A 19644-nucleotide genomic window follows, 5' to 3' on the forward strand; every position below is an offset into this window, starting at 1 on the left:
TCCTAAGAAGCATGACAAGCAGAGGGTTGGACGCAGACATTCGCATTCAGTTTTCAGGGCGCAAACATGTATGCCCGATCTTGCAGCGGTCCCGTACGCGGCAAGCAGACATTATAACGGGAAATGTGGCGGCGTAGCTCAGCTGGCTAGAGCGTACGGTTCATACCCGTGAGGTCGGGGGTTCGATCCCCTCCGCCGCTACCATACATACGGACGCTTAGCTCAGCTGGGAGAGCGCCTGCCTTGCAAGCAGGAGGTCAGGAGTTCGATCCCGTCAGCGTCCACCATCTGTCTGGAGCTGTGGTGTAGAGGCCTAACATGCCTGCCTGTCACGCAGGAGAACGCGGGTTCGAATCCCGTCAGCTCCGCCATCCCTATAATGCGTGGCTCGGTAGCTCAGTTGGTAGAGCAGAGGACTGAAAATCCTCGTGTCGGCGGTTCGATTCCGTCCCGAGCCACCATTTGTTTTCACACGTGGAGGGCTAGCGAAGTGGTCAAACGCAGCAGACTGTAAATCTGTTCTCTTACGAGTTCGGTGGTTCGAATCCATCGCCCTCCACCACTTCAACTACGAGCCATTAGCTCAGCTGGTAGAGCACCTGACTTTTAATCAGGGTGTCGAAGGTTCGAGTCCTTCATGGCTCACCATTTTCTCTTCATCATCATGAAAACCTGCAGGTTGCAGCCTGCGGTTTTTTTTCTTTTTTGGGCACAATGTGAAAAGACGGTTGTTATTCGAGCGTTAGCATACAAGGGGGGATATGATGATCGCGATAGCCGCAGCATTCGTCAGCTTCATCATCGTGTTTGCCGGTGTGCCTGTCCTTCGCAGGATAGCTTTGCGCATCGGCTTTGTAGATCGTCCCTCTCCCCGCAAAATTCATCGCAAGCCGGTGCCGCTCATGGGTGGCGCAGCGATATACGCGGCTGTGGCCGTCACATTCATACTTTATCAAGGCATCACCGGGCTTAGTTTAACCGTTGCTGTCGGCGGTTTGGCGCTGGTCGCCATCGGGCTGACAGATGACGCTTTCAAGGCAAAAGGGCGTGACTTTCCGGTATGGCCCCGTGTTGTCGGCTACTTGGCTGTGTCGATGCTGCCGCTGTCGTTCGGCATCCGGATTATGGCCGTTACCGACCCGGTCAGCGGCAAGTTTTATCTTTTTCCCGAGTGGTTGTCGGCGGTCGCCACGATCGTATGGGTGTTTGCGCTTATTAATATGGTTAACTTTATCGACGGGGCGGACGGGCTTGCTTCCGGCGTATCCATGATATCCTCGGCGACGCTGCTTGTTGCCGCTATCATCAAAAAACAGCCGGATACGGCGCTCCTCGCCGCGATTATTATCGGGGCATGCATCGGGTTTCTCGCGTACAATTTTCATCCGGCGCGCATATTTCTCGGTGATGCGGGCGCGACGTTCCTCGGTTTTGTGCTGGCCGTCGTGGCGGTGGAAGGAGCGTTCAAAAGCGCGACGCTGTTATCGATGGCGGTGCCGATACTCGCCCTTGGATTGCCGATATTCGATACCATCATCGTCATGCTGCGGCGGCTTCTGTTGGGGAAACCGCTCCATCGGGCGGACAATATGCACTTCCATCATGTGTTGATGCGGTGGGGACTGAATCAGGTGCAAGCCGTCTCTTTCCTGTATCTTATCGCCGCATTGTTTGCCCTGCTGTCCATCGTTCTGCTGCTCGTGCAAAAATGAAATTGGAGGTTGACGCTGCGTCTATGGTAAAATAGCGAAAAAAAGCGTTGCTTAACCGCATGGGATAGGGGATGAACGATGAGCACGCCAAATTGGATGGATCAGCTTCAGCAAATTTTGAAATGCCCGGTCTACCATCGAAAATTGACGGTTTCCGAATGGCGGGAGCATGCTGCGCGCGCATCCGCCGGGTCGGGCAAAGCCTTCGGCGCGCCGCAGCCCGGACAGCTTGCGGAACGGGACGGAAAACCGCTGTTTGCGTTGCGTACGGACGGACAGTACGTAGATGTGATGGAAATATCGCGAAGCAATTTGACCGAGACTGACAAGGCGCTGATCGGATGGACGATCGGCCAGCTCAAGTCGGGTCTAGCCGGATACACGGGTCCTGCATCCGATACGGAATCCATAGCGATGCAGATCGGACAGTGGATCATCGACCAGCTCGAATCCGAACATCCCGAAAGCACGCTTCCCGACAATTTGACGATCCGGGGGCGGTTGTTTACGGAAATGATCCCGTTTCTGCTCGTCAGCGAGCATCCGGTTGCAGAGACAGCGGGAAGCGCTTATACCGAACTGGAAAAGCTGCTGCGGCAGTTTTTGGCAGAGGATATATTGCTGATTCCGCTTAAAGGGCAGGAATGGCTCATATGGGGGCCGACATCCCTGCTTACCGATACCGAGTCCGAGGAACGCGCCGCAGGTGAAGAAGATTCGCTGGAAGAAAGTCTGGCTTCCATCTGTTCGGGTCTTCATGAGATGCTGGCCAGCGAGTGGATCGGCGACTGTCATCTGGCCGTAGCGTATCCGGCATCGCCCGCAACCTCGATGGTGGAGACGACCCGGCTGCTGCGGGAGACGGTCTATCTCGGCCGCAAGTTTCACGTAGGCAATACCATCCATCTCCCTTGGCTGATTCATTTGGAACGGCTGCTCGACAGCATCCCGGAATCGCAGCGGATCCGATATGTGGAACAGGTGCTCAAACGCAGCGACGTTTTCGTCGAGCCGGAGATCCTTGCGACGCTGGAAACGTTTTTTGAGCTTGACTGCAATGTCAGCGAGACAGCCAAAAAGCTTTATATTCACCGGAATACGCTGCTTTACCGGCTGGACAAACTGAAGCAGGAGACAGGGCTCGACGTCCGGCAATTCCGGGATGCCGTTCTGGTGAAAATTATTTTGCTATTGTACAAAGTCACGAAAAGGGCTTAATATTTTTGTAAAGTTTGTGCATAGTCATACGCTGACCCCTTATTATAAGATAGGATTACGAGAAAGCTCTCAATTATACGTATAGGGGGAAATGCACATGGCTGGTGTACGTTTAGAACACGTTTACAAGAAATATCCGGGTTCGGATAACGCGTCGGTTAAAGACTTCCATCTCGACATCAAGGATAAAGAGTTTCTTGTCCTGGTCGGACCGTCCGGTTGCGGTAAATCGACAACGCTGCGGATGATCGCAGGCCTTGAAGAAATTTCCGAGGGCAAGCTCTACATCGGCGACCGCCTTGTCAATGACGTCGCTCCGAAAGATCGCGACATCGCGATGGTATTCCAGTCTTACGCGCTTTATCCGCACATGAACGTATATCAAAACATGGCATTCGGCCTTAAACTTCGTAAATTCAAAAAAGCGGAAATCGACAAACGCGTTCGTGAAGCCGCTAAAATTCTCGATATCGAACACCTGCTGGACCGCAAACCGAAGGCGCTTTCCGGCGGTCAGCGTCAGCGTGTCGCGCTCGGACGCGCAATCGTACGCGAACCGCAAGTGTTCCTGATGGACGAACCGCTCTCCAACCTCGACGCCAAGCTGCGCGGACAGATGCGCGCCGAGATCAGCAAGCTGGCCAAACGTCTGGAAACGACCGTTATTTACGTAACGCACGACCAGATCGAGGCGATGACGATGGGCGATCGGATCGTCGTTATGAAGGACGGAGTCATTCAGCAAGCGGCTTCTCCGGAAGAGCTGTACAATCATCCGGTCAATCTGTTCGTAGCCGGTTTCATCGGCGCTCCCGCCATGAACTTCATTACCGGCGGGCTGGTCGATCAAGGCGGAGCGCTTCACTTCAAAACGACAGGCATCGACGTTGTCGTGCCGGAAGGCAAAGCGAAGACGCTTCGCGAGAAAGGCTATGTCGGCAAAGAAGTTATTCTCGGCGTTCGTCCGGAAGATCTCCACGAAGAACCGGTATTTATTGAAGCATCTCCGAACACCGTTGTTAACGCGCATGTCGAAGTTGCGGAAAACCTCGGTCACGAAATGTATCTGTACCTGAACGGTATCGGCAACGATACGGTTATCGCGCGCGTAGACGGCCGCGCCGGCATGCGTGACGGCACGAACGTCAAGCTGGCGATCGACATGAACAAAGCGCATGTGTTTGACAAGGAAACGGAACTGAACGTTTTCGAAGTATAATGAAGCAAAAGTTTCGTTTCGAAACGAACCGCCCGGCCATCGGGCGGTTTTTTGCGTCGCGGGCAAAATCGCTTATTACCCGGCTGAAATCGAGCACGGCCGTCGTGCATCCGTACCGTTGCTGCGATGCGGCATGATGCGCCGAACACAACGTCGACGTTGCTTTCGGCGCTTTTTTCCTTTACCATGGAGTCATTGGAAAAGGAGAACTGAAGAACTAAGGACCCGGCGGTTGCAGGGAAGTAAGGGAGGCAGCACGATGCCCAGGAAAGTGAAAGTTTCCGAACTTGTTCAAGTATTTCAACTGGAAATACTATCGGGAGAGGACGGATTGAAAAGAACGGTGACGGTTGACGATCTGTACCGTCCGGGGCTGGAAATAGCCGGATATTTCCACTATTATCCTTCGGAACGGGTGCAGATATTGGGGCGGACGGAACTTGCGTTTCTGGAAACGCTGGATCGGGAAGTGCGCAAGGACCGGATGGAACGGCTGTGCGGCGCGGACACGCCTTGCATCATCGTGACGAGAGGACAGGAACCGCCGCTGGAGCTGCTCGAACAATCGGCGCTGACGAATATCCCGATACTGAGGAGCCAGGTGGCGACGACGATTCTGTCCAGCCGGATCACCAATTTTCTGGAGCAGAGACTGGCGCCGACGACGACCATTCACGGCGTGCTTGTCGATGTGTACGGCATCGGCATGCTGATTACCGGCAGCAGCGGCATCGGGAAGAGCGAAACGGCGCTGGAACTTGTGAAGCGGGGCCATCGCCTCGTCGCCGACGACGCCGTCGAAATCCGCCAGACGTCGGACGGCCAGCTGCACGGCAGCGCGCCGGAGTTGATCCGCTATCTGCTCGAAATTCGGGGGCTCGGCATTATTAACGTCATGACGCTGTTTGGCGCCGGAGCTGTTCGTACGCAGAAACGGATCAGCGTCGTCATCAAGCTGGAAAATTGGCAGCCGGATAAGCAGTACGACCGGCTCGGACTGGACGAAGAGAAAACGCGCATACTCGATACCGACATCCCGCTTGTGACCGTCCCGGTGCGTCCCGGCCGGAACCTTGCCGTTATTATTGAGGTGGCGGCCATGAACTATCGTCTGAAGCGAATGGGATACAATGCCGCTTTGCAGTTTACGAACAAGCTGACCGAGACGATTGCGGACGACATGGACGATTACGAATAAAGGAGAATTCGAAGTATGAACATGCTTCTCATTAATCCCGTCGCGATTGCGATCGGTACCTTTGAGGTGCGTTGGTACGGCATCATTCTCGGCCTCGGCGCGCTGGCCGGACTGTTGCTGGCCGTTCGGGAAGGCAAGCGATACGGGCTGTCATCCGATTTCTTTATGGATTTGTTGCTGATCGGCGTTCCGTCCGCCATTATCGGAGCCCGTATCTACTATGTGGCGTTCAAGTGGGACGAATATAAGCACGATCTGGCATCGGTCTTTAAAATATGGGAAGGCGGCATTGCGATATACGGGGCGTTGATCGGTGCATTTATAGCCGGCATCTTGTATATCCGCGCCAAAGGATACAGCTTCTGGCGCATCGCCGACATTTGTGCGCCTTCGCTGATCACGGGGCAAATCATCGGGCGCTGGGGCAACTTTGTCAATCAGGAAGCTTATGGCGGACCGGTCAGCGAAGACTTCCTGCGGAATACGCTGCATCTGCCGGGGTGGATCGTCGACCAAATGAACGTTCAGGGTACGTTCCACCATCCGACGTTTTTGTACGAATCGCTGTGGAACTTGCTCGGGTTGATTCTGTTGCTCATCTTGCGCCGCCAGAAGTTTTTGCGGGCCGGAGAACTGCTGATGAGCTATTTTATCTGGTATTCGGTCGGAAGATTTTATATCGAAGGGCTGCGCACGGACTCCCTCGCGTTTCATGGACCGGAATGGCTGGCGTCTTTCGTGAACGGGTTGTGGTCGCCGATGACCGTAACATTCGAACCGGGATATCTGGACCCGGCTTACGGCAATATCCGCATTTCCCAGCTTGTCGCCATTCTGCTTGTGCTGGCGGCTGTCGCGATCATCATCGTCCGGCGCGCCACAGGCGCCGCATCGGAGCGGTACCTGGATCCGATTATCAACCGGAAGACGGGACTGCCGGCTGACGCCGGGCCGGAGGAGACCAAGGCCGAGAACGGCGGAGAAGAGCACGGGGTGGAGCGGACCGAAGCTGCGCCGAACGACAGAGAAAAAACGAAAGGCCATGAAGATGAAACGAACGATTAACCATGTCCTGTTCGACCTGGACGGGACGATTCTCGATACGAACGAACTGATTATCCGCTCATTTCTGCATGCGCTTCAGGGCGTCGTGCCGGACGGCTTCGATCGGGAGCATATTATTCCGAGCATGGGACAACCTCTCGTCGACCAGATGAAGCAGTTCACCGGTCTCGACGACGTATCCCATCTTGTAGCGGCCTATCGCGAAATCAATTGGCGGCTGCATGACGAACTGGTCAAGCCGTTTCCCCATGTGCCCGAGGTTCTCGGCCGGCTGCATCGGTCGGGCATCCGGATGGGGGTCGTCACGACGAAAATGCGACAGACGACCGAGCGCGGATTGAAATCTTTCGGGCTCATCGATTATATGGACGCGATTGTCACGATAGACGACGTTTCGCATCCGAAGCCGCATCCGGAACCGGTGCTGCTGGCGATGGAGAAGCTGGGAGCGGATCCGGCCGGGACGCTGATGGTGGGCGACAGCTCGGTCGATATGCAGGCGGCGCGGGCGGCGGGCTGCGTTGCGGTCGGGGTGGCGTGGTCGCTCAAAGGGGAACAAGTGCTGAGAGACAGCGGCGCGCAGCATATTCTTCACGATATGCGCGATCTTTATACCCTGGTCGGATTGGAGCGGGACGTGTGAGAAAGCTGGAGCGGTATCCGGTGAAGGGGCCTAACGCCCTGTGGCAGATGTACAAAACCGTCAGCCCGCTCAAAGCGGTGCGCAATTTTATATTTATCCAGTTGGCGCGCTACTGCCCGTCGCTTCCGGTCAAAAACTGGATCTATCGCCGCGTGCTCGGCATGAAGGTCGGACGGCACACCTCATTTGCGTTGATGGTTATGGTCGACGTCTTTTTCCCGGAGCGGATCGAAGTCGGCGACAACTCGATTATCGGCTACAATACGACGATTCTGGCTCACGAGTATCTGATCAAAGAGTACAGACTGGGTGACGTGAAGATCGGATCGTCCGTTCTGATCGGCGCCAATACGACGATATTGCCGGGTGTTACGATCGGCGACGGCGCCGTTGTCGCTGCCGGCTCCGTCGTTCACAAAGATGTGGCGCCGGGCGCTTTCGTCGGCGGCAATCCGCTCCGGGAGCTGCGCCGGGCGGAGTAGTCGATTGAATAGAAGCGTCCCGAAGCGGTTGCGGGCCGGTGCCGGACAAGGCAAACGGTCCCTGACCGCTTTTTTTGGTTGGCGGATGGGCAGATTAAGATAGAAGCGGAAATGTTCGGCAAAGGCGATATGTCTGCACCGATCCGCTTGACGGGCACGGGTCCGCATGTTAGAATTACGACTAATCCTTTATTTTGGCAGTATGGTAACATGGTAGCACTTTAATATATTAAAGCAACGTGGGTGAACGGGCATGTCCAAACCGAAAATGTTCGAAAAGCCGGTTGGCTTGAAAGATTATTTGCCGGCTGCGGCGAAGAAGCTGCGCCAGATCGAGCGGCAGACGCTGGACTGTATGGGCAGGTGGGGCTATGAGCAGATCGTAACGCCGTCGATGGAATATTACGATACGGTCGGCGTCGCCAGCTCCACATCCGATCAGAAGCTGTTCAAATTGTTGAACAATCGCGGGACAACGCTTGTGCTGCGTTCCGATATGACGTCGCCGATCGCGCGGGTCGCGGCCTCGCTGTTGCGGGATGCGCCGCTTCCGCTTCGGCTTTCCTATCATGCCAACGTGTTCCGGTCCATCGAGGAAGAGGCGGGCCGCGAGGCGGAGTTTTTCCAGACCGGCGTGGAGCTGATCGGCGATGCATCGGCCGACGCCGATGCCGAGGTGGTGGCGCTGGCTATCGCATCCTTAAAGGCGGCCGGTATTGAGCGGTTTAAAATCGCGGTCGGACACGTCGGCTTCCTTAACGGGCTGTTCGAAGAAACGTTGCAGGGTCAAGCGGAAGCGCAGGAAGAGCTGAAAGCGTGTCTGCTCGGCCGCGATTATGTCGGTTATCGGGAACGGCTGGCCGCTCTCGGGCTGTCCGGAGGCGTGAGCGAAGAACTGGAAGGGATTCTCCGGCTGCGCGGCGGCCAGGAAATATGCGATCAGGCGATGCAGCTCAGCCGCAACGAGACGGCGCAAGCGTCGATCCGCCATCTGTGCGAAATGTGGGATGTGCTGAAGGCGTACGGGGTATGCGATCATGTGCTGATCGACTTGACGATGATCGGCGATTTCTCCTATTATACCGGCATGACGTTCGAAGGATATGCGGCCGATCTCGGGTTTCCCGTTGTCAGCGGCGGGCGCTACGACAATTTGCTCGGCCAGTTCGGCCGTCCCGCGCCGGCGACGGGTTTCGCGTTGAAGACGACCCGGCTGCTCGAGCTCGTCGGGCTGGAGCCGGACGGCGACGACAGCGCGGTGCTGATCGGCTACGACGAGGCGGGACGCCGGGAGGCGCTGATCGAAGCGGGGCGGCTGCGCGACAGCGGAAATACCGTCGTGACGGAACGGATCGACGACGGACTGACGCACAGCAGTCTGCTGGCGGCGGCCAAGCCGGTCGTGTATAAAGGGAAAAGATATGCGGAATTCCTCTCTTACACGGGAACATTGCAGGAGCATACGAAAGGAGGCGACGCCACATGAGCGGACGGGAGCTGCTGAAGGTGGCGATGCCGAAGGGCCGGATCTACAAGCAGGCGTCGAAGCTGTTTCGCGAAGCGGGGTTGCCGATACCGGAAGATTTCGACGATACGAGAAAGCTGATTATCGAGGCGCCCGAAGCGGGCATGTCGTTCATTATGGCGAAGCCGGTCGACGTCCCTACCTATGTGGAATACGGCGCGGCCGATATCGGCATCGTAGGCAAGGACGTGCTGATGGAGGAAAACAAGGACGTGTACGAGCTGCTCGATCTCGGCATCGCGAAATGCCGGATGTCGGTTATCGGCTTGCCGGACTGGAAGCCGGTCATGCATCCGCGGGTGGCGACCAAATATCCGAATGTCGCGTCACAGTTTTTCCGCGAACAAGGCCAGCAGGTGGAAGTGATCAAATTGAACGGTTCGATCGAGCTGGCGCCGATGATCGGGCTTGCCGACCGGATCGTCGATATGGTGGAGACGGGGCAAACGCTGCGGGAGAACGGACTCGTGGAGATGCAGACCATATTCGGCATTACGAGCCGGCTGATCGCCAATCGGGTCAGCTACCGCATGAAGAACGGCGCCATACAGAGCTTGTGCGACAGGCTGCAGGCGACAATCGCGGCCAGGGCGTAAGACCGATCGCGGCCAGGCTAAGGAGCGCCGAGGCCGGATTGGCGAAGCTTAGACGGATCGGAAGGAAGGGGAATGGCCATGAAAATCATGCGTGCGGAGCAGTTCGGCATTACCCGCGAGGTGGAGTACGGCTCTCCGGAACAGAACGAGGCGGTACGCGAAATCGTCGAGGCGGTTCGCAACGAGGGGGACGCGGCGCTGCTCCGCTATACGGAGCTGCATGACAAAGTATCCCTCGACGCGGCGTCCCTGCGCGTCGGAGACGCCGAAATCGAAGCGGCATATGACCGCGTCGAGCCGGAATTCGTCGCGGCCATCCGGGAAGCGGCCGCGAATATCCGCTCGTTCCACGAGAAGCAGAAGCGCACCTCGTGGATGGACTTGCAGCCGGACGGGTCGCTGCTCGGGCAGATCGTCCGCCCGCTGAGGCGGGTGGGCGTCTATGTGCCCGGGGGCAAAGCGGCGTATCCGTCGTCCGTGCTGATGAACGTCATCCCGGCACAGGTGGCCGGCGTGCCGGAGATCGTCATGGTGACGCCGCCTGCTACCGGCGGCACGGAAGGGATCGACCCGTACATTCTGGTCGCCGCCGCGGAGGCGGGCGTGCGGGAGATGTACCGGGTCGGGGGAGCGCAGGCGGTGGCCGCGCTGGCGTACGGCACCGCGACGATCGCGCCGGTGGATAAAATTTGCGGCCCCGGCAATATCTATGTCGCGCTGGCGAAGCGCGCCGTTTTCGGCGTCGTCGACATCGACAGCATCGCCGGACCGAGCGAGATCGTCGTGCTGGCGGACGAGACGGCCGACCCGGTCTATGTGGCGGCCGATCTGCTGTCGCAGGCGGAGCACGACGAGATGGCCTCGGCGGTGCTGGTGACGCCGTCGGAGACGCTGGCGCGCGCCGTAGCGGATGAGGTCGAGCGGCAGCTGCAGGCGCTGCCGCGCGAGCCGATTGCGCGCCGTTCGATCGACAGCTACGGCGCGGCGCTGCTCGTCGACTCGCTGGCGGAAGGCATCGACGTCGTGAACCGGATGGCGCCGGAGCATCTCGAGGTGCTGACGGCCGATCCGTTGTCGCTGCTCGCCAGGATCGAGAATGCGGGCGCCATCTTCCTCGGGCCGCACAGCTCGGAGCCGGTCGGCGACTATTTCGCCGGTCCGAACCATATTTTGCCGACGAACGGAACGGCCCGCTTCTCGTCGCCGGTGACGGTGGATGATTTCCTGAAGAAGTCTAGCCTGATTTACTACAGCAAGGAGGCGCTGCTTGCGAACGGCGAGAAGATTATGACGCTGGCGCGCCGCGAAGGACTGGAAGGCCACGCCCGGGCGATCGCAGTCCGGCTGGAGCGGGAAGGCGCGGGCGGAAGCGGCGGAGCCGGCCGGTAGGACCGCAGGCGGCTGAAGCCGGCTCCTCGTTTCGTTTTCTCGCTTTCGGAAGCATCGCGGCCGAAATACGCGGCCGCCGGCACAAGCACGCAACTTTACACGGAGAAGGAAGGATCGAATATGGCGGACAACGTCAAACGCGCGGCCGAAGTGGCCCGCACCACGAACGAAACGGATATCAAGCTGTCCTTTGCCATCGACGGAACGGGAACGGCGTCGATCGAAACCGACGTGCCGTTTCTGAATCATATGCTCGATCTGTTCGCGAAGCACGGCCAGTTCGACCTGACGGTCGAGGCGCGCGGCGATGTCGATATCGATGACCACCATACGGTGGAGGATATCGGCATTTGCCTGGGACAGACGATCCGCGAGGCGCTCGGCGACAAGCGGGGCATCAAGCGGTATGCCAGCGTGTTCGTGCCGATGGACGAGGCGCTGGCGCAGGTCGTCATCGATTTGAGCAACCGGCCGCATTTCGAATATCGGGCGGAATATCCGTCCGCGCAGGTTGGCAGCTTCCAGACGGAGCTGGTGCACGAATTTTTGTGGAAACTGGCTTTGGAAGCGCGCATGACACTGCATGTCATCGTGCACTACGGCCGCAACACGCATCATATGATCGAAGCGGTGTTCAAGGCGCTTGGCCGGGCGCTCGACGAAGCGACCGGCATCGATCCGCGGGTGCAGGGCGTTCCTTCGACGAAGGGGGTATTGTAGGTGATCGCGATCCTCGATTATGGCATGGGCAATCTGCACAGCGTCGGCAAGGCGGTGGAGCGGCTCGGTTACGAGACGGCCGTTTCTTCCGATCCGAAGGAAATTATGTCGGCCGACGGGGCGATCTTGCCGGGCGTGGGCGCGTTCTCCGATGCGATGGACAATCTTCGCGAGACCGGTTTGGACGAAGTCGTGACGCGTTTCGCCCAATCCGGCAAGCCGCTGCTGGGCATCTGCCTCGGCATGCAGCTGCTGTTCACCGAGAGCGAGGAGCATGGACCGAGCCGGGGACTCGGGCTGCTGCCCGGGTCCGTCGTCCGGTTCAGAGGCAATTACAAGGTGCCGCACATGGGGTGGAACCGGCTTGCGTTCCGCAAGCCGAGCCCCTTGTTCGAAGGGCTGGACGAAGGTTATGTCTATTTTGTCCACTCCTACCACGTCAAGCCGGAGGAGCCCGGCGACTTGCTCGCCGTGACGGATTACTATCAGCCCGTAACGGCCATTGTCGGGCGCGGCAACGTATACGGCATGCAGTTTCACCCAGAGAAGAGCGGGGCGCTCGGCATGGGCTTGCTCGGCAATTTTCTGGCGTTGACGGGGAGCCGCCAAGTCGCCGAAGGGCTAGTCTAGTACGAAAGGTTGGATTCGGATCATGGCAGCTTTTACGATTTATCCCGCTATCGATATACGGGGAGGCAAGTGTGTCCGGCTTGTACAGGGGGATTACAACCGGGAGACGGTATATAACGACGATCCGGTGGACGTGGCGAAATTATGGGAAGAGCAGGGAGCGTCCTGGATTCACCTGGTCGATCTGGACGGGGCGAAGGCTGGCGCGCCGGTCAACGATACCCTGATCGGGGATATTGCGCGCGCGGTCAATGTGCCGGTGCAGGTCGGCGGCGGCTTGCGCAATCTGACGCATGTCGAGCGGCTGATCGATCTCGGTGTGGCGCGGGTCATTCTCGGGACGGCGGCGATCGAGGATCGCGACTTTGTGCGGCGGGCGCTTGATCGGTACGGCGACAAGGTGGCGATCGGGCTGGACGCGCGCAACGGCTTCGTGGCGACGCGCGGCTGGCTGGAGACGTCGGAGGTGAAAGCCGAGGAACTGGCGGTGGAACTGGCCGCCCAAGGGGCCTCGACATTTATCTTCACGGATATTTCCCGCGACGGCATGATGGAGGGGCCGAACGTGGAGGCGATCGTCTCGCTCGCGCGCGTATCCGGCAAGTCCGTCATCGCTTCGGGGGGCGTCAGCCGTCTGGACGATTTGCGGCGGCTTGCCGACCATCGTGCGGACGGGGTAGCCGGCGCGATTGTCGGCAAGGCGCTGTATACGGAAAGCATCAATCTGACGGAAGCGATCCGGGCGATCGGTTAATCCGCGTCTTACGGGAAGGAGAGAGCAGCGATGTTGGCCAAACGCATTATCCCGTGCCTCGATGTGAAGGACGGGCGCGTCGTGAAAGGCGTCAATTTCGTCAATCTGCGCGATGCGGGCGATCCGGTCGAGCTTGCGGCGATCTATGATCGGGAAGGGGCGGATGAGCTTGTCTTTCTCGATATTTCCGCCTCGCACGAAGGACGGGCGACAATGGTCGAGGTCGTCAAGCAGACGGCCGGCGAAATTACGATTCCGTTTACGGTCGGCGGCGGCATCGCCCATGTCGACGATATGAAGCGGCTGCTGCGCGCCGGAGCGGATAAAATCGGCATCAATACGGCGGCGGTCCGCAATCCGTCGCTCATATCCGAAGGCGCCCGCAAGTTCGGCTCCCAATGCATCGTCGTGGCGATCGACGCGAAGTTCAATCCCGAATGGGGCGAATGGGAAGTATACACGCATGGCGGGCGGACGCGGTCCGGCATCCGGGCGCTGGAGTGGGCTCGCGAAGCGGAACGTCTCGGCGCCGGGGAAATACTGCTGACGAGCATGGATGCCGACGGCACGAAGGACGGCTTCGACATTAAGCTGACGCGCGCCGTCGTGGATGCGACGAGCATACCGGTCATCGCATCGGGCGGCGCGGGATCGGCGCGGCATTTTGTCGATGTGTTCGAGGAGGGCCGCGCGGACGCGGGGCTGGCGGCTTCGATTTTTCATTATAAGGAATTGACGATCGGCGACGTAAAAGAAGCGCTCAGGCGGGAAGGAGTAGAGGTGCGATGAACGAACGGCTATTGCCGGACGGGCGGATGGAAGCGGCGGATGCCCGCCGTCAGCAGCCGGGCGCCGGCCGGGACGGACAGCCGGATGCCGCGGAACTGGCGGAGAAGATCGCCTGGAACGAGGCCGGACTCGTCCCGGTTATCGTGCAGGACGCCGTCAGTAAAGACGTGCTGATGATGGCTTACATGAACCGGGAATCGCTCGCGAAATCGCTGGAAACCGGCGAGACGTGGTTTTGGAGCCGCTCCCGCAAGGAGCTGTGGCACAAAGGCGCGACGAGCGGGCATACGCAGCGGATCAGGTCGATGCATTACGATTGCGACGGCGATACGCTGCTCGTGCGCGTCGAACAGCGGGGCCCGGCTTGCCATACGGGCAAGTACAGCTGCTTCTTTAACGAAGTGCCGCTGTCCGAAGGCAAAGAGCAGGCTGCTGAGGCGGATGGGGACCGTTTCGCGGCGCTCGGAAAGCTGGAGACGATCATTGCGAGCCGTCACCAGGAGCGGCCGGAGGGAGCGTATACGACTTATCTGTTCGACAAAGGGCTCGACAAAATATTGAAGAAATTCGGCGAGGAAGCGACAGAGGTCGTCATCGCCGCGAAAAATGGCGACAATGACGAGCTGCGCAGCGAAGTGAGCGATCTTATCTTTCACCTGATGGTGCTGCTGCGCGAACGCGGGCTGCCGCTGGACGACGTGCTGGGCGAGCTCAAGACGCGCTACGGCAAGCCGACGACAAACAAAATGAACCGATAAAATCAGCTCCGGAAACCGGAGCGGAAAGGCCGGCTTTCGCATATGAAAATCGATTACCATACTCACCATGCCCGCTGCGGGCATGCGACGGGGTCGCTGGAGGACTATGTGAAACGGGGGATCGAGATCGGATTGGCGCAAATCGGCCTCTCCGATCATATTCCGCTCGTGCACGTCGACCCCGCCGACTATTATCCGGAGATGGCGATGCCGCTTGAGGAATTGCCTCGCTACGTCGAGGAATGCTTCGAGCTGAAGGCGAAATATGCGGGACGCATCGACGTGCGCGTCGGGATCGAAGCGGACTATATCGAAGGCTGGGAAGAAGAGATCGCCCGTCTGCTGGAGCCTTACCGGTGGGATTATGTCATCGGCTCCGTCCATTTTCTGGATCGATGGGACGTCACCGACTTTCGCCAGACGCACGAATGGGAAGGCAAGGACCGGATGGCGGTTTACGAACGTTATTACGATGCCGTCGCCAAAGCGGCGGCTACGGGTCTGTACGACTATATCGGCCATATCGATGTGATCAAACGGTTCGGCTTCCAGCCGGAAGGGGATGTGCAGCATCTGGAACGGGCCGCACTGGAGGCGGTGCATCGGCACGGGCTTGCGATCGAGCTGAACGCTTCCGGACTCCGAATGCCGGCCGCCGAAATGTTCCCAAGCCGCCGGATGCTCGAATACGCGCTTGAGCTCGGCATTCCGGTTACGCTCGGCTCGGACGCCCACCAGCCGGAAAGACTGGGGCAATATTTGAGCGAGGCGCGTGAACTGCTGAAAGAGGTCGGATTTACGCAATTGGCCACGTTTAAAGACCGTACACGCATCATGATCGATTTTTGAATTATCGTAAATTCGATGTATAATGAAAAATGTCGAACAAGCTCGTTGCAGCAATTCAATCAATAGGTTTATCACGCTCAGGAGGGTATCATGTTTAGCGACAAGTTGCGAATTTTTTCAGGATCGTCCAACCCGGAACTGGCGGAGAGGATCGGCCGGGAATTAGGCATCAGCCTAGGCAAAATCAAGCTTTCCCGCTTCAAAAGTGGCGAAATTTACGTCCATTACGAAGAAACGATCCGGAATTGCGACGTATTTCTCGTCCAGTCGTTCTCGCATCCGATCAACGAGCACTTCGTCGAGCTGCTCGTCATGATCGATGCGGCCAAACGCGCATCCGCCCGTACCATTAACATCATCATGCCTTATTATGGCTATGCGCGGCAGGAGCGGAAGGCCGCTCCGCGCGAACCGATTTCGGCCAAAATGCTGGCGGATGTGCTCACGACGGTCGGAGCGACCCGGGTCATCACGATCGATCTTCATGCGCCGGCCATTCAGGGCTTCTTCAACATTCCGGTGGATCACCTGACCGCACTTGATCTTATCAGCGATTACCTGAAAGAGAAAAACATTAAAAATCCGGTCGTCGTATCGCCGGATGCCGGTCGGGCTTCTACGGCCGAGAAGCTCGCCAACTATCTCGATTCGCCTTTCGCTATCATGATCAAGAAACGTCCTTCGCATAACGAGTCGGTTATTACGCACGTCATCGGCGACGTAGCCGGGCAGACGCCGATCATTATCGAGGATCTGATCGATACCGGCTCGACCATCATCAACGTCGTCGAAGGGTTGAAGGAACGCGGCGCGGAGGATGTGTACGTCTGCGCGACGCACCCGCTGTTTTCCGCGAATGCGCTGCAGCGGCTGGATCATCCGAATATCCGGGAAGTGGTTGTAACCGACTCGATTACGCTGCCCCCGAATCGGCCTGAGCGGTTTCAAGTATTGTCGGTCGCCCCTATGCTTGCCGAGGCGACCAAAATTATTTGTCAAGGCGGCTCGATCAGCACGCTCTTCAAGAACGCCGGGGTGTAGCGGATTCGTCCGCCGGTACAGCTGCGATAACGGTCCGAATGGCGGATGCGGCTGGCCGGCGGACGTTGCCTTATTTTCCGGGTGTGTATGGAAGGGCCGCGCTGTGGTATAATCGGAGCATCGAACGTACCGGGAGGTGCCTTGCGAATGAAAGGAAAGAAACGAGCGGTTGCCGATCAGCCGACCAACGTCATACCGATTCATTGGGACGCCACGTTCTTTTTCGAACGGGCCGTTCGTTCGCTGGATCGTTATCATTATGACAAGGCACTGAAGTATTTCCGCCGCGCCGTGGAATACGAACCGGACAATCCGGTCAACCATTGCAATATGGCCGGCATTTTGTCGGAGATGGGCAATTTCGAGGAGTCGAACCGGATTCTCCGCTATATTGTCGACGACCTTGACCCGTCCATGACGGAATGCCATTTTTACATGGCGAACAATTACGCTAATATGGAGCGGTACGAAGAGGCGGAGGACGCCCTGGTCCGCTATCTGGAGAAGGACGAAGAAGGGCAGTTTCTGGAAGAGGCCGAGGAAATGATGGAGCTGCTCCATTATGAGCTGGAGAGGCCGACCAAGCTGAAAAAAATCAAATCGCGGGAAGGCTTGTATGAGCACGATCAGGCGCGAATGCTTCTTGAAGAAGGGAAATTCGCGCAGGCGATGAAGCAGCTCGAAGCGATCGTGGAGCAGTATCCCGATTTTCTGGCCGCCCGTAACAATTTGGCGCTTGCTTACTATTATCTGGGAATGTTCGAGCAAGCGATGGATACGGTTCGCCAGGTGCTGGAGACCGATCCCGGCAATTTGCACGGGCTATGCAATCTGGCCATCTTCCTTCAGCATGAAGGCGACGAGGAGCGGCTCGCGCCGATCGTCGCGCTGCTGAGCAAGACGGTCCCGTTTCACCAGGAGCATGTATTCAAGCTGGCCACTACGATGGGCATACTTGGCTATCACGAGACGGCGTACCGCCACTTTCTTCGTCTGCTTAAGGACCCGGCGCTGCACAGCGATCCGTGCCTGTGTCATTACGCGGCGGTAGCGGCCTGCAACATCGGTCGCTACGCGGACAGCGAACGGCTTTGGCGCCAGGCCGCCAAGCTGGACCCTGAATCGGACATTCCCCGGTATTATCTCGAGCAGTTGGAGCGCATGCGCGAGGAAGGACATAAGGATGGACATTCCGTTCCCGTCAGCTACCATTACCACCTGCCTTTCGAAGAGCAGTTCCGAATGTGGGAGAATACGCCGGAAGGCTTCCCCGAGCATGTGAAGCGGGACCCGCTCGTCCGTTCCTCCTTCTTCTGGGCGCTGCGCCATGGCGATCGTCAGACGAAGCTGCAGGTCATCCAGGCGCTGGGAATGATCGCTGACGGCGAGGTGAAAGAAGCGTTGCAGACGTTTCTGCTGGAGCCGGACGAAGAGGATTACCTGAAGCGGATCGCGCTGTTCGTTCTGCGAACGATCGGCGTGCACGGGCCGCTGGAAGCGGTGCTGGGCGGGGAGCGCACGGTGATCGAGCCGAACCGGATGCCGTCCAGGCTGCCGGTCTGGGACGACAGGTGGCAGGCCGTGCTGGAAGCGGCTCTGTCGCGGATGGGCAAACGCTACGATCTGGTGCAGCAGCATGACCTGCTGACGCTTTGGGTGGATTTTCTCTCCCGCGTCTACCCTGACGTGCCGAAGCTCGGCAAAGCGGAAGGGTGGGCGGCGGCGTTGGAATATTTGACGGCGAAGATGCATCGCCGCGAAATTTCGTATCATGAAGTATCGCAACGCTACGGAACGTCCATCGCGACCGTGAGCAAATATGTGAAGCGAATTGATGAAATATGCGGCATTAAGGAAAAAATGAAAACAATCCATTCCGTATTTGCGGAACGGGACAGCGAATAGCGGCCGGAAACGGTACAACGAATAGCAGCGCGAACGATGACATTGCCGCAGAAGACGCCGCCAAACAGCGTTTTGCAATCAAATAGACTAGGAGGGATACCTATGTACAAATCGATCATTATCGGGACCGGTCCGTCCGGTTTGACCGCGGCCATCTATCTGGCGCGCGCGAATATGAAGCCGCTTGTCATCGAAGGTCCGGAACCGGGCGGTCAATTGACGACGACGACGGAAGTGGAGAACTTCCCCGGGTTTCCGGAAGGCATCATGGGGCCGGAACTGATGGCCAATATGCGCAAGCAGGCGGAACGATTCGGCGCCGAGTTCAAGACCGGCTGGGTGAACAGCGTCGATCTGTCCGAGCGTCCGTTCAAGCTCCAGGTAGAAGGTCATGGCGAACTTGTCGCCGAATCGCTTATTATTTCCACCGGCGCATCGGCCAAATATTTGGGCATTCCGGGTGAGAAAGATAATGTCGGACGCGGGGTCAGCACTTGCGCCACATGCGACGGCTTCTTCTTCCGGGGCAAAAAAATTATCGTCGTCGGTGGCGGCGACTCCGCGATGGAGGAAGCGAACTTCCTTACCCGCTTCGCGACGAACGTCGAGGTGGTGCACCGCCGCGATGAACTGCGAGCCTCCAAAATTATGCAGGACCGCGCGCGGCAGAACGAGAAAATCAGCTGGAAGCTGAACCGGACGCCTCTCGAAGTGATCGCCGGAGACACAGGCGTCACCGGTTTGAAAGTTCGGAACAACTCGACCGGCGAGGAAGAAATTATCGAAGCGAACGGTATATTCGTGGCCATCGGACATACGCCGAACACGAAGTTCCTGAACGGCCAGGTGGAAACGGACGAGCTCGGATACATCATCGTGAAGCCGGGCACGACCGAGACGAATGTGCCGGGCGTATTCGCTTGCGGCGACGTACAGGACAAGAAATACCGCCAGGCGATTACGGCAGCGGGCAGCGGCTGCATGGCTGCGATGGATTGCGAGAAGTTCCTGGAAGGACATATGGTGAATGATTGGAGCAAGACGCTCTAATTTTCGCTTCCTTTGTCCGTTGAAATGCTCGATAGAAGTTGTAACCAGACGCAAGGCGGCCAGCCTTGCGTTTTTATTTAACATATAAGAATTTATAAGTT

General features: G+C 58.0%; 19 protein-coding genes and 6 tRNA genes. All 25 read left to right on the forward strand.

Annotated features, from left to right (window positions below):
• Positions 1–127: 127 nt before the first annotated feature.
• Positions 128–204: transfer RNA gene (locus tag ABEV74_RS22005), tRNA-Met, on the forward strand.
• A 7-nt stretch (positions 205–211) separates the two neighbouring features.
• Positions 212–287: transfer RNA gene (locus ABEV74_RS22010), tRNA-Ala, on the forward strand.
• Between the two features lie 7 nt (positions 288–294).
• A tRNA-Asp gene (locus ABEV74_RS22015) sits at positions 295–371 on the forward strand.
• Positions 372–385: 14 nt separating this feature from the next.
• Positions 386–461: transfer RNA gene (locus ABEV74_RS22020), tRNA-Phe, on the forward strand.
• A 15-nt stretch (positions 462–476) separates the two neighbouring features.
• Positions 477–562: transfer RNA gene (locus tag ABEV74_RS22025), tRNA-Tyr, on the forward strand.
• Positions 563–572: 10 nt separating this feature from the next.
• Positions 573–648, forward strand: a tRNA-Lys gene (locus ABEV74_RS22030).
• A 113-nt stretch (positions 649–761) separates the two neighbouring features.
• The gene (locus tag ABEV74_RS22035) at positions 762–1712 is read left to right on the forward strand and encodes an MraY family glycosyltransferase (RefSeq protein WP_430149624.1); all 951 of its coding nucleotides are present in this window, start codon (positions 762–764) and stop codon (positions 1710–1712) included.
• Positions 1713–1790: 78 nt separating this feature from the next.
• A complete protein-coding gene (locus ABEV74_RS22040) occupies positions 1791–2930 on the forward strand; it encodes a PucR family transcriptional regulator (RefSeq protein ID WP_430149627.1) in 1140 nt (379 codons plus the stop codon).
• Positions 2931–3027: 97 nt separating this feature from the next.
• On the forward strand, positions 3028–4149 hold the full coding sequence (locus ABEV74_RS22045; RefSeq protein WP_062489446.1) for an ABC transporter ATP-binding protein: 1122 nt from the start codon (positions 3028–3030) through the stop codon (positions 4147–4149).
• A gap of 259 nt (positions 4150–4408) precedes the next feature.
• Positions 4409–5347, forward strand: a complete 939-nt coding sequence (gene hprK, locus ABEV74_RS22050) for an HPr(Ser) kinase/phosphatase (RefSeq protein ID WP_430149630.1) — start codon at positions 4409–4411, stop codon at positions 5345–5347.
• 15 nt (positions 5348–5362) lie between these two features.
• Complete coding sequence (gene lgt, locus ABEV74_RS22055) at positions 5363–6412, forward strand: prolipoprotein diacylglyceryl transferase (RefSeq protein ID WP_430149633.1); 1050 nt, start codon at positions 5363–5365, stop codon at positions 6410–6412.
• On the forward strand, positions 6396–7055 hold the full coding sequence (gene ppaX, locus ABEV74_RS22060; RefSeq protein WP_430149636.1) for a pyrophosphatase PpaX: 660 nt from the start codon (positions 6396–6398) through the stop codon (positions 7053–7055). Before lgt ends, ppaX begins: the two co-directional genes overlap by 17 nt.
• On the forward strand, positions 7052–7537 hold the full coding sequence (locus tag ABEV74_RS22065) for an acyltransferase (RefSeq protein WP_430149639.1): 486 nt from the start codon (positions 7052–7054) through the stop codon (positions 7535–7537). The genes ppaX and ABEV74_RS22065 overlap by 4 nt, the downstream gene beginning before the upstream one ends.
• Positions 7538–7790: 253 nt before the next feature.
• Positions 7791–9023 (forward strand): ATP phosphoribosyltransferase regulatory subunit, encoded by a 1233-nt coding sequence (locus ABEV74_RS22070; RefSeq protein ID WP_213530103.1) that lies wholly within the window; start codon positions 7791–7793, stop codon positions 9021–9023.
• Complete coding sequence (gene hisG, locus ABEV74_RS22075) at positions 9020–9658, forward strand: ATP phosphoribosyltransferase (RefSeq protein ID WP_062489434.1); 639 nt, start codon at positions 9020–9022, stop codon at positions 9656–9658. The genes ABEV74_RS22070 and hisG overlap by 4 nt, the downstream gene beginning before the upstream one ends.
• A gap of 78 nt (positions 9659–9736) precedes the next feature.
• Positions 9737–11047 carry a histidinol dehydrogenase gene (gene hisD / locus ABEV74_RS22080; RefSeq protein WP_213530105.1) on the forward strand — a complete coding sequence of 437 codons (1311 nt, stop codon included), beginning with the start codon at positions 9737–9739 and terminating at the stop codon, positions 11045–11047.
• Between the two features lie 120 nt (positions 11048–11167).
• Positions 11168–11767 carry an imidazoleglycerol-phosphate dehydratase HisB gene (gene hisB / locus ABEV74_RS22085; protein ID WP_213530108.1) on the forward strand — a complete coding sequence of 200 codons (600 nt, stop codon included), beginning with the start codon at positions 11168–11170 and terminating at the stop codon, positions 11765–11767.
• Positions 11768–12397 carry an imidazole glycerol phosphate synthase subunit HisH gene (gene hisH / locus ABEV74_RS22090; protein WP_062489430.1) on the forward strand — a complete coding sequence of 210 codons (630 nt, stop codon included), beginning with the start codon at positions 11768–11770 and terminating at the stop codon, positions 12395–12397.
• A gap of 22 nt (positions 12398–12419) precedes the next feature.
• Positions 12420–13151 (forward strand): 1-(5-phosphoribosyl)-5-[(5-phosphoribosylamino)methylideneamino]imidazole-4-carboxamide isomerase, encoded by a 732-nt coding sequence (gene hisA / locus ABEV74_RS22095; protein WP_062489427.1) that lies wholly within the window; start codon positions 12420–12422, stop codon positions 13149–13151.
• Positions 13152–13181: 30 nt separating this feature from the next.
• A complete protein-coding gene (hisF, locus tag ABEV74_RS22100; RefSeq protein ID WP_430149644.1) occupies positions 13182–13940 on the forward strand; it encodes an imidazole glycerol phosphate synthase subunit HisF in 759 nt (252 codons plus the stop codon).
• Complete coding sequence (gene hisIE / locus ABEV74_RS22105; RefSeq protein ID WP_430149647.1) at positions 13937–14698, forward strand: bifunctional phosphoribosyl-AMP cyclohydrolase/phosphoribosyl-ATP diphosphatase HisIE; 762 nt, start codon at positions 13937–13939, stop codon at positions 14696–14698. Before hisF ends, hisIE begins: the two co-directional genes overlap by 4 nt.
• A gap of 42 nt (positions 14699–14740) precedes the next feature.
• Positions 14741–15547, forward strand: a complete 807-nt coding sequence (hisJ, locus tag ABEV74_RS22110) for a histidinol-phosphatase HisJ (RefSeq protein ID WP_430149650.1) — start codon at positions 14741–14743, stop codon at positions 15545–15547.
• A 90-nt stretch (positions 15548–15637) separates the two neighbouring features.
• Positions 15638–16588 carry a ribose-phosphate diphosphokinase gene (locus ABEV74_RS22115; RefSeq protein ID WP_062489420.1) on the forward strand — a complete coding sequence of 317 codons (951 nt, stop codon included), beginning with the start codon at positions 15638–15640 and terminating at the stop codon, positions 16586–16588.
• 147 nt (positions 16589–16735) lie between these two features.
• A complete protein-coding gene (locus ABEV74_RS22120; RefSeq protein ID WP_062489419.1) occupies positions 16736–18493 on the forward strand; it encodes a tetratricopeptide repeat protein in 1758 nt (585 codons plus the stop codon).
• A 102-nt stretch (positions 18494–18595) separates the two neighbouring features.
• Complete coding sequence (trxB, locus tag ABEV74_RS22125) at positions 18596–19543, forward strand: thioredoxin-disulfide reductase (protein ID WP_062489417.1); 948 nt, start codon at positions 18596–18598, stop codon at positions 19541–19543.
• Positions 19544–19644: the final 101 nt, after the last annotated feature.

Source organism: Paenibacillus cisolokensis (genome assembly GCF_050481165.1).
In the GTDB taxonomy this organism is placed as follows: Bacteria; Bacillota; Bacilli; order Paenibacillales; family Paenibacillaceae; genus Paenibacillus_AH; species Paenibacillus_AH cisolokensis.

Coding starts and splice junctions, on each gene's coding strand:
- ABEV74_RS22035 (WP_430149624.1), top strand. CDS start 762: ATGATGATCGCGATAGCCGCAGCATTCGTCAGCTTCATCATCGTGTTT.
- ABEV74_RS22040 (WP_430149627.1), top strand. CDS start 1,791: ATGAGCACGCCAAATTGGATGGATCAGCTTCAGCAAATTTTGAAATGC.
- ABEV74_RS22045 (WP_062489446.1), top strand. CDS start 3,028: ATGGCTGGTGTACGTTTAGAACACGTTTACAAGAAATATCCGGGTTCG.
- hprK (WP_430149630.1), top strand. CDS start 4,409: ATGCCCAGGAAAGTGAAAGTTTCCGAACTTGTTCAAGTATTTCAACTG.
- lgt (WP_430149633.1), top strand. CDS start 5,363: ATGAACATGCTTCTCATTAATCCCGTCGCGATTGCGATCGGTACCTTT.
- ppaX (WP_430149636.1), top strand. CDS start 6,396: ATGAAACGAACGATTAACCATGTCCTGTTCGACCTGGACGGGACGATT.
- ABEV74_RS22070 (WP_213530103.1), top strand. CDS start 7,791: ATGTCCAAACCGAAAATGTTCGAAAAGCCGGTTGGCTTGAAAGATTAT.
- hisG (WP_062489434.1), top strand. CDS start 9,020: ATGAGCGGACGGGAGCTGCTGAAGGTGGCGATGCCGAAGGGCCGGATC.
- hisD (WP_213530105.1), top strand. CDS start 9,737: ATGAAAATCATGCGTGCGGAGCAGTTCGGCATTACCCGCGAGGTGGAG.
- hisB (WP_213530108.1), top strand. CDS start 11,168: ATGGCGGACAACGTCAAACGCGCGGCCGAAGTGGCCCGCACCACGAAC.
- hisA (WP_062489427.1), top strand. CDS start 12,420: ATGGCAGCTTTTACGATTTATCCCGCTATCGATATACGGGGAGGCAAG.
- hisF (WP_430149644.1), top strand. CDS start 13,182: ATGTTGGCCAAACGCATTATCCCGTGCCTCGATGTGAAGGACGGGCGC.
- hisIE (WP_430149647.1), top strand. CDS start 13,937: ATGAACGAACGGCTATTGCCGGACGGGCGGATGGAAGCGGCGGATGCC.
- hisJ (WP_430149650.1), top strand. CDS start 14,741: ATGAAAATCGATTACCATACTCACCATGCCCGCTGCGGGCATGCGACG.
- ABEV74_RS22115 (WP_062489420.1), top strand. CDS start 15,638: ATGTTTAGCGACAAGTTGCGAATTTTTTCAGGATCGTCCAACCCGGAA.
- ABEV74_RS22120 (WP_062489419.1), top strand. CDS start 16,736: ATGAAAGGAAAGAAACGAGCGGTTGCCGATCAGCCGACCAACGTCATA.
- trxB (WP_062489417.1), top strand. CDS start 18,596: ATGTACAAATCGATCATTATCGGGACCGGTCCGTCCGGTTTGACCGCG.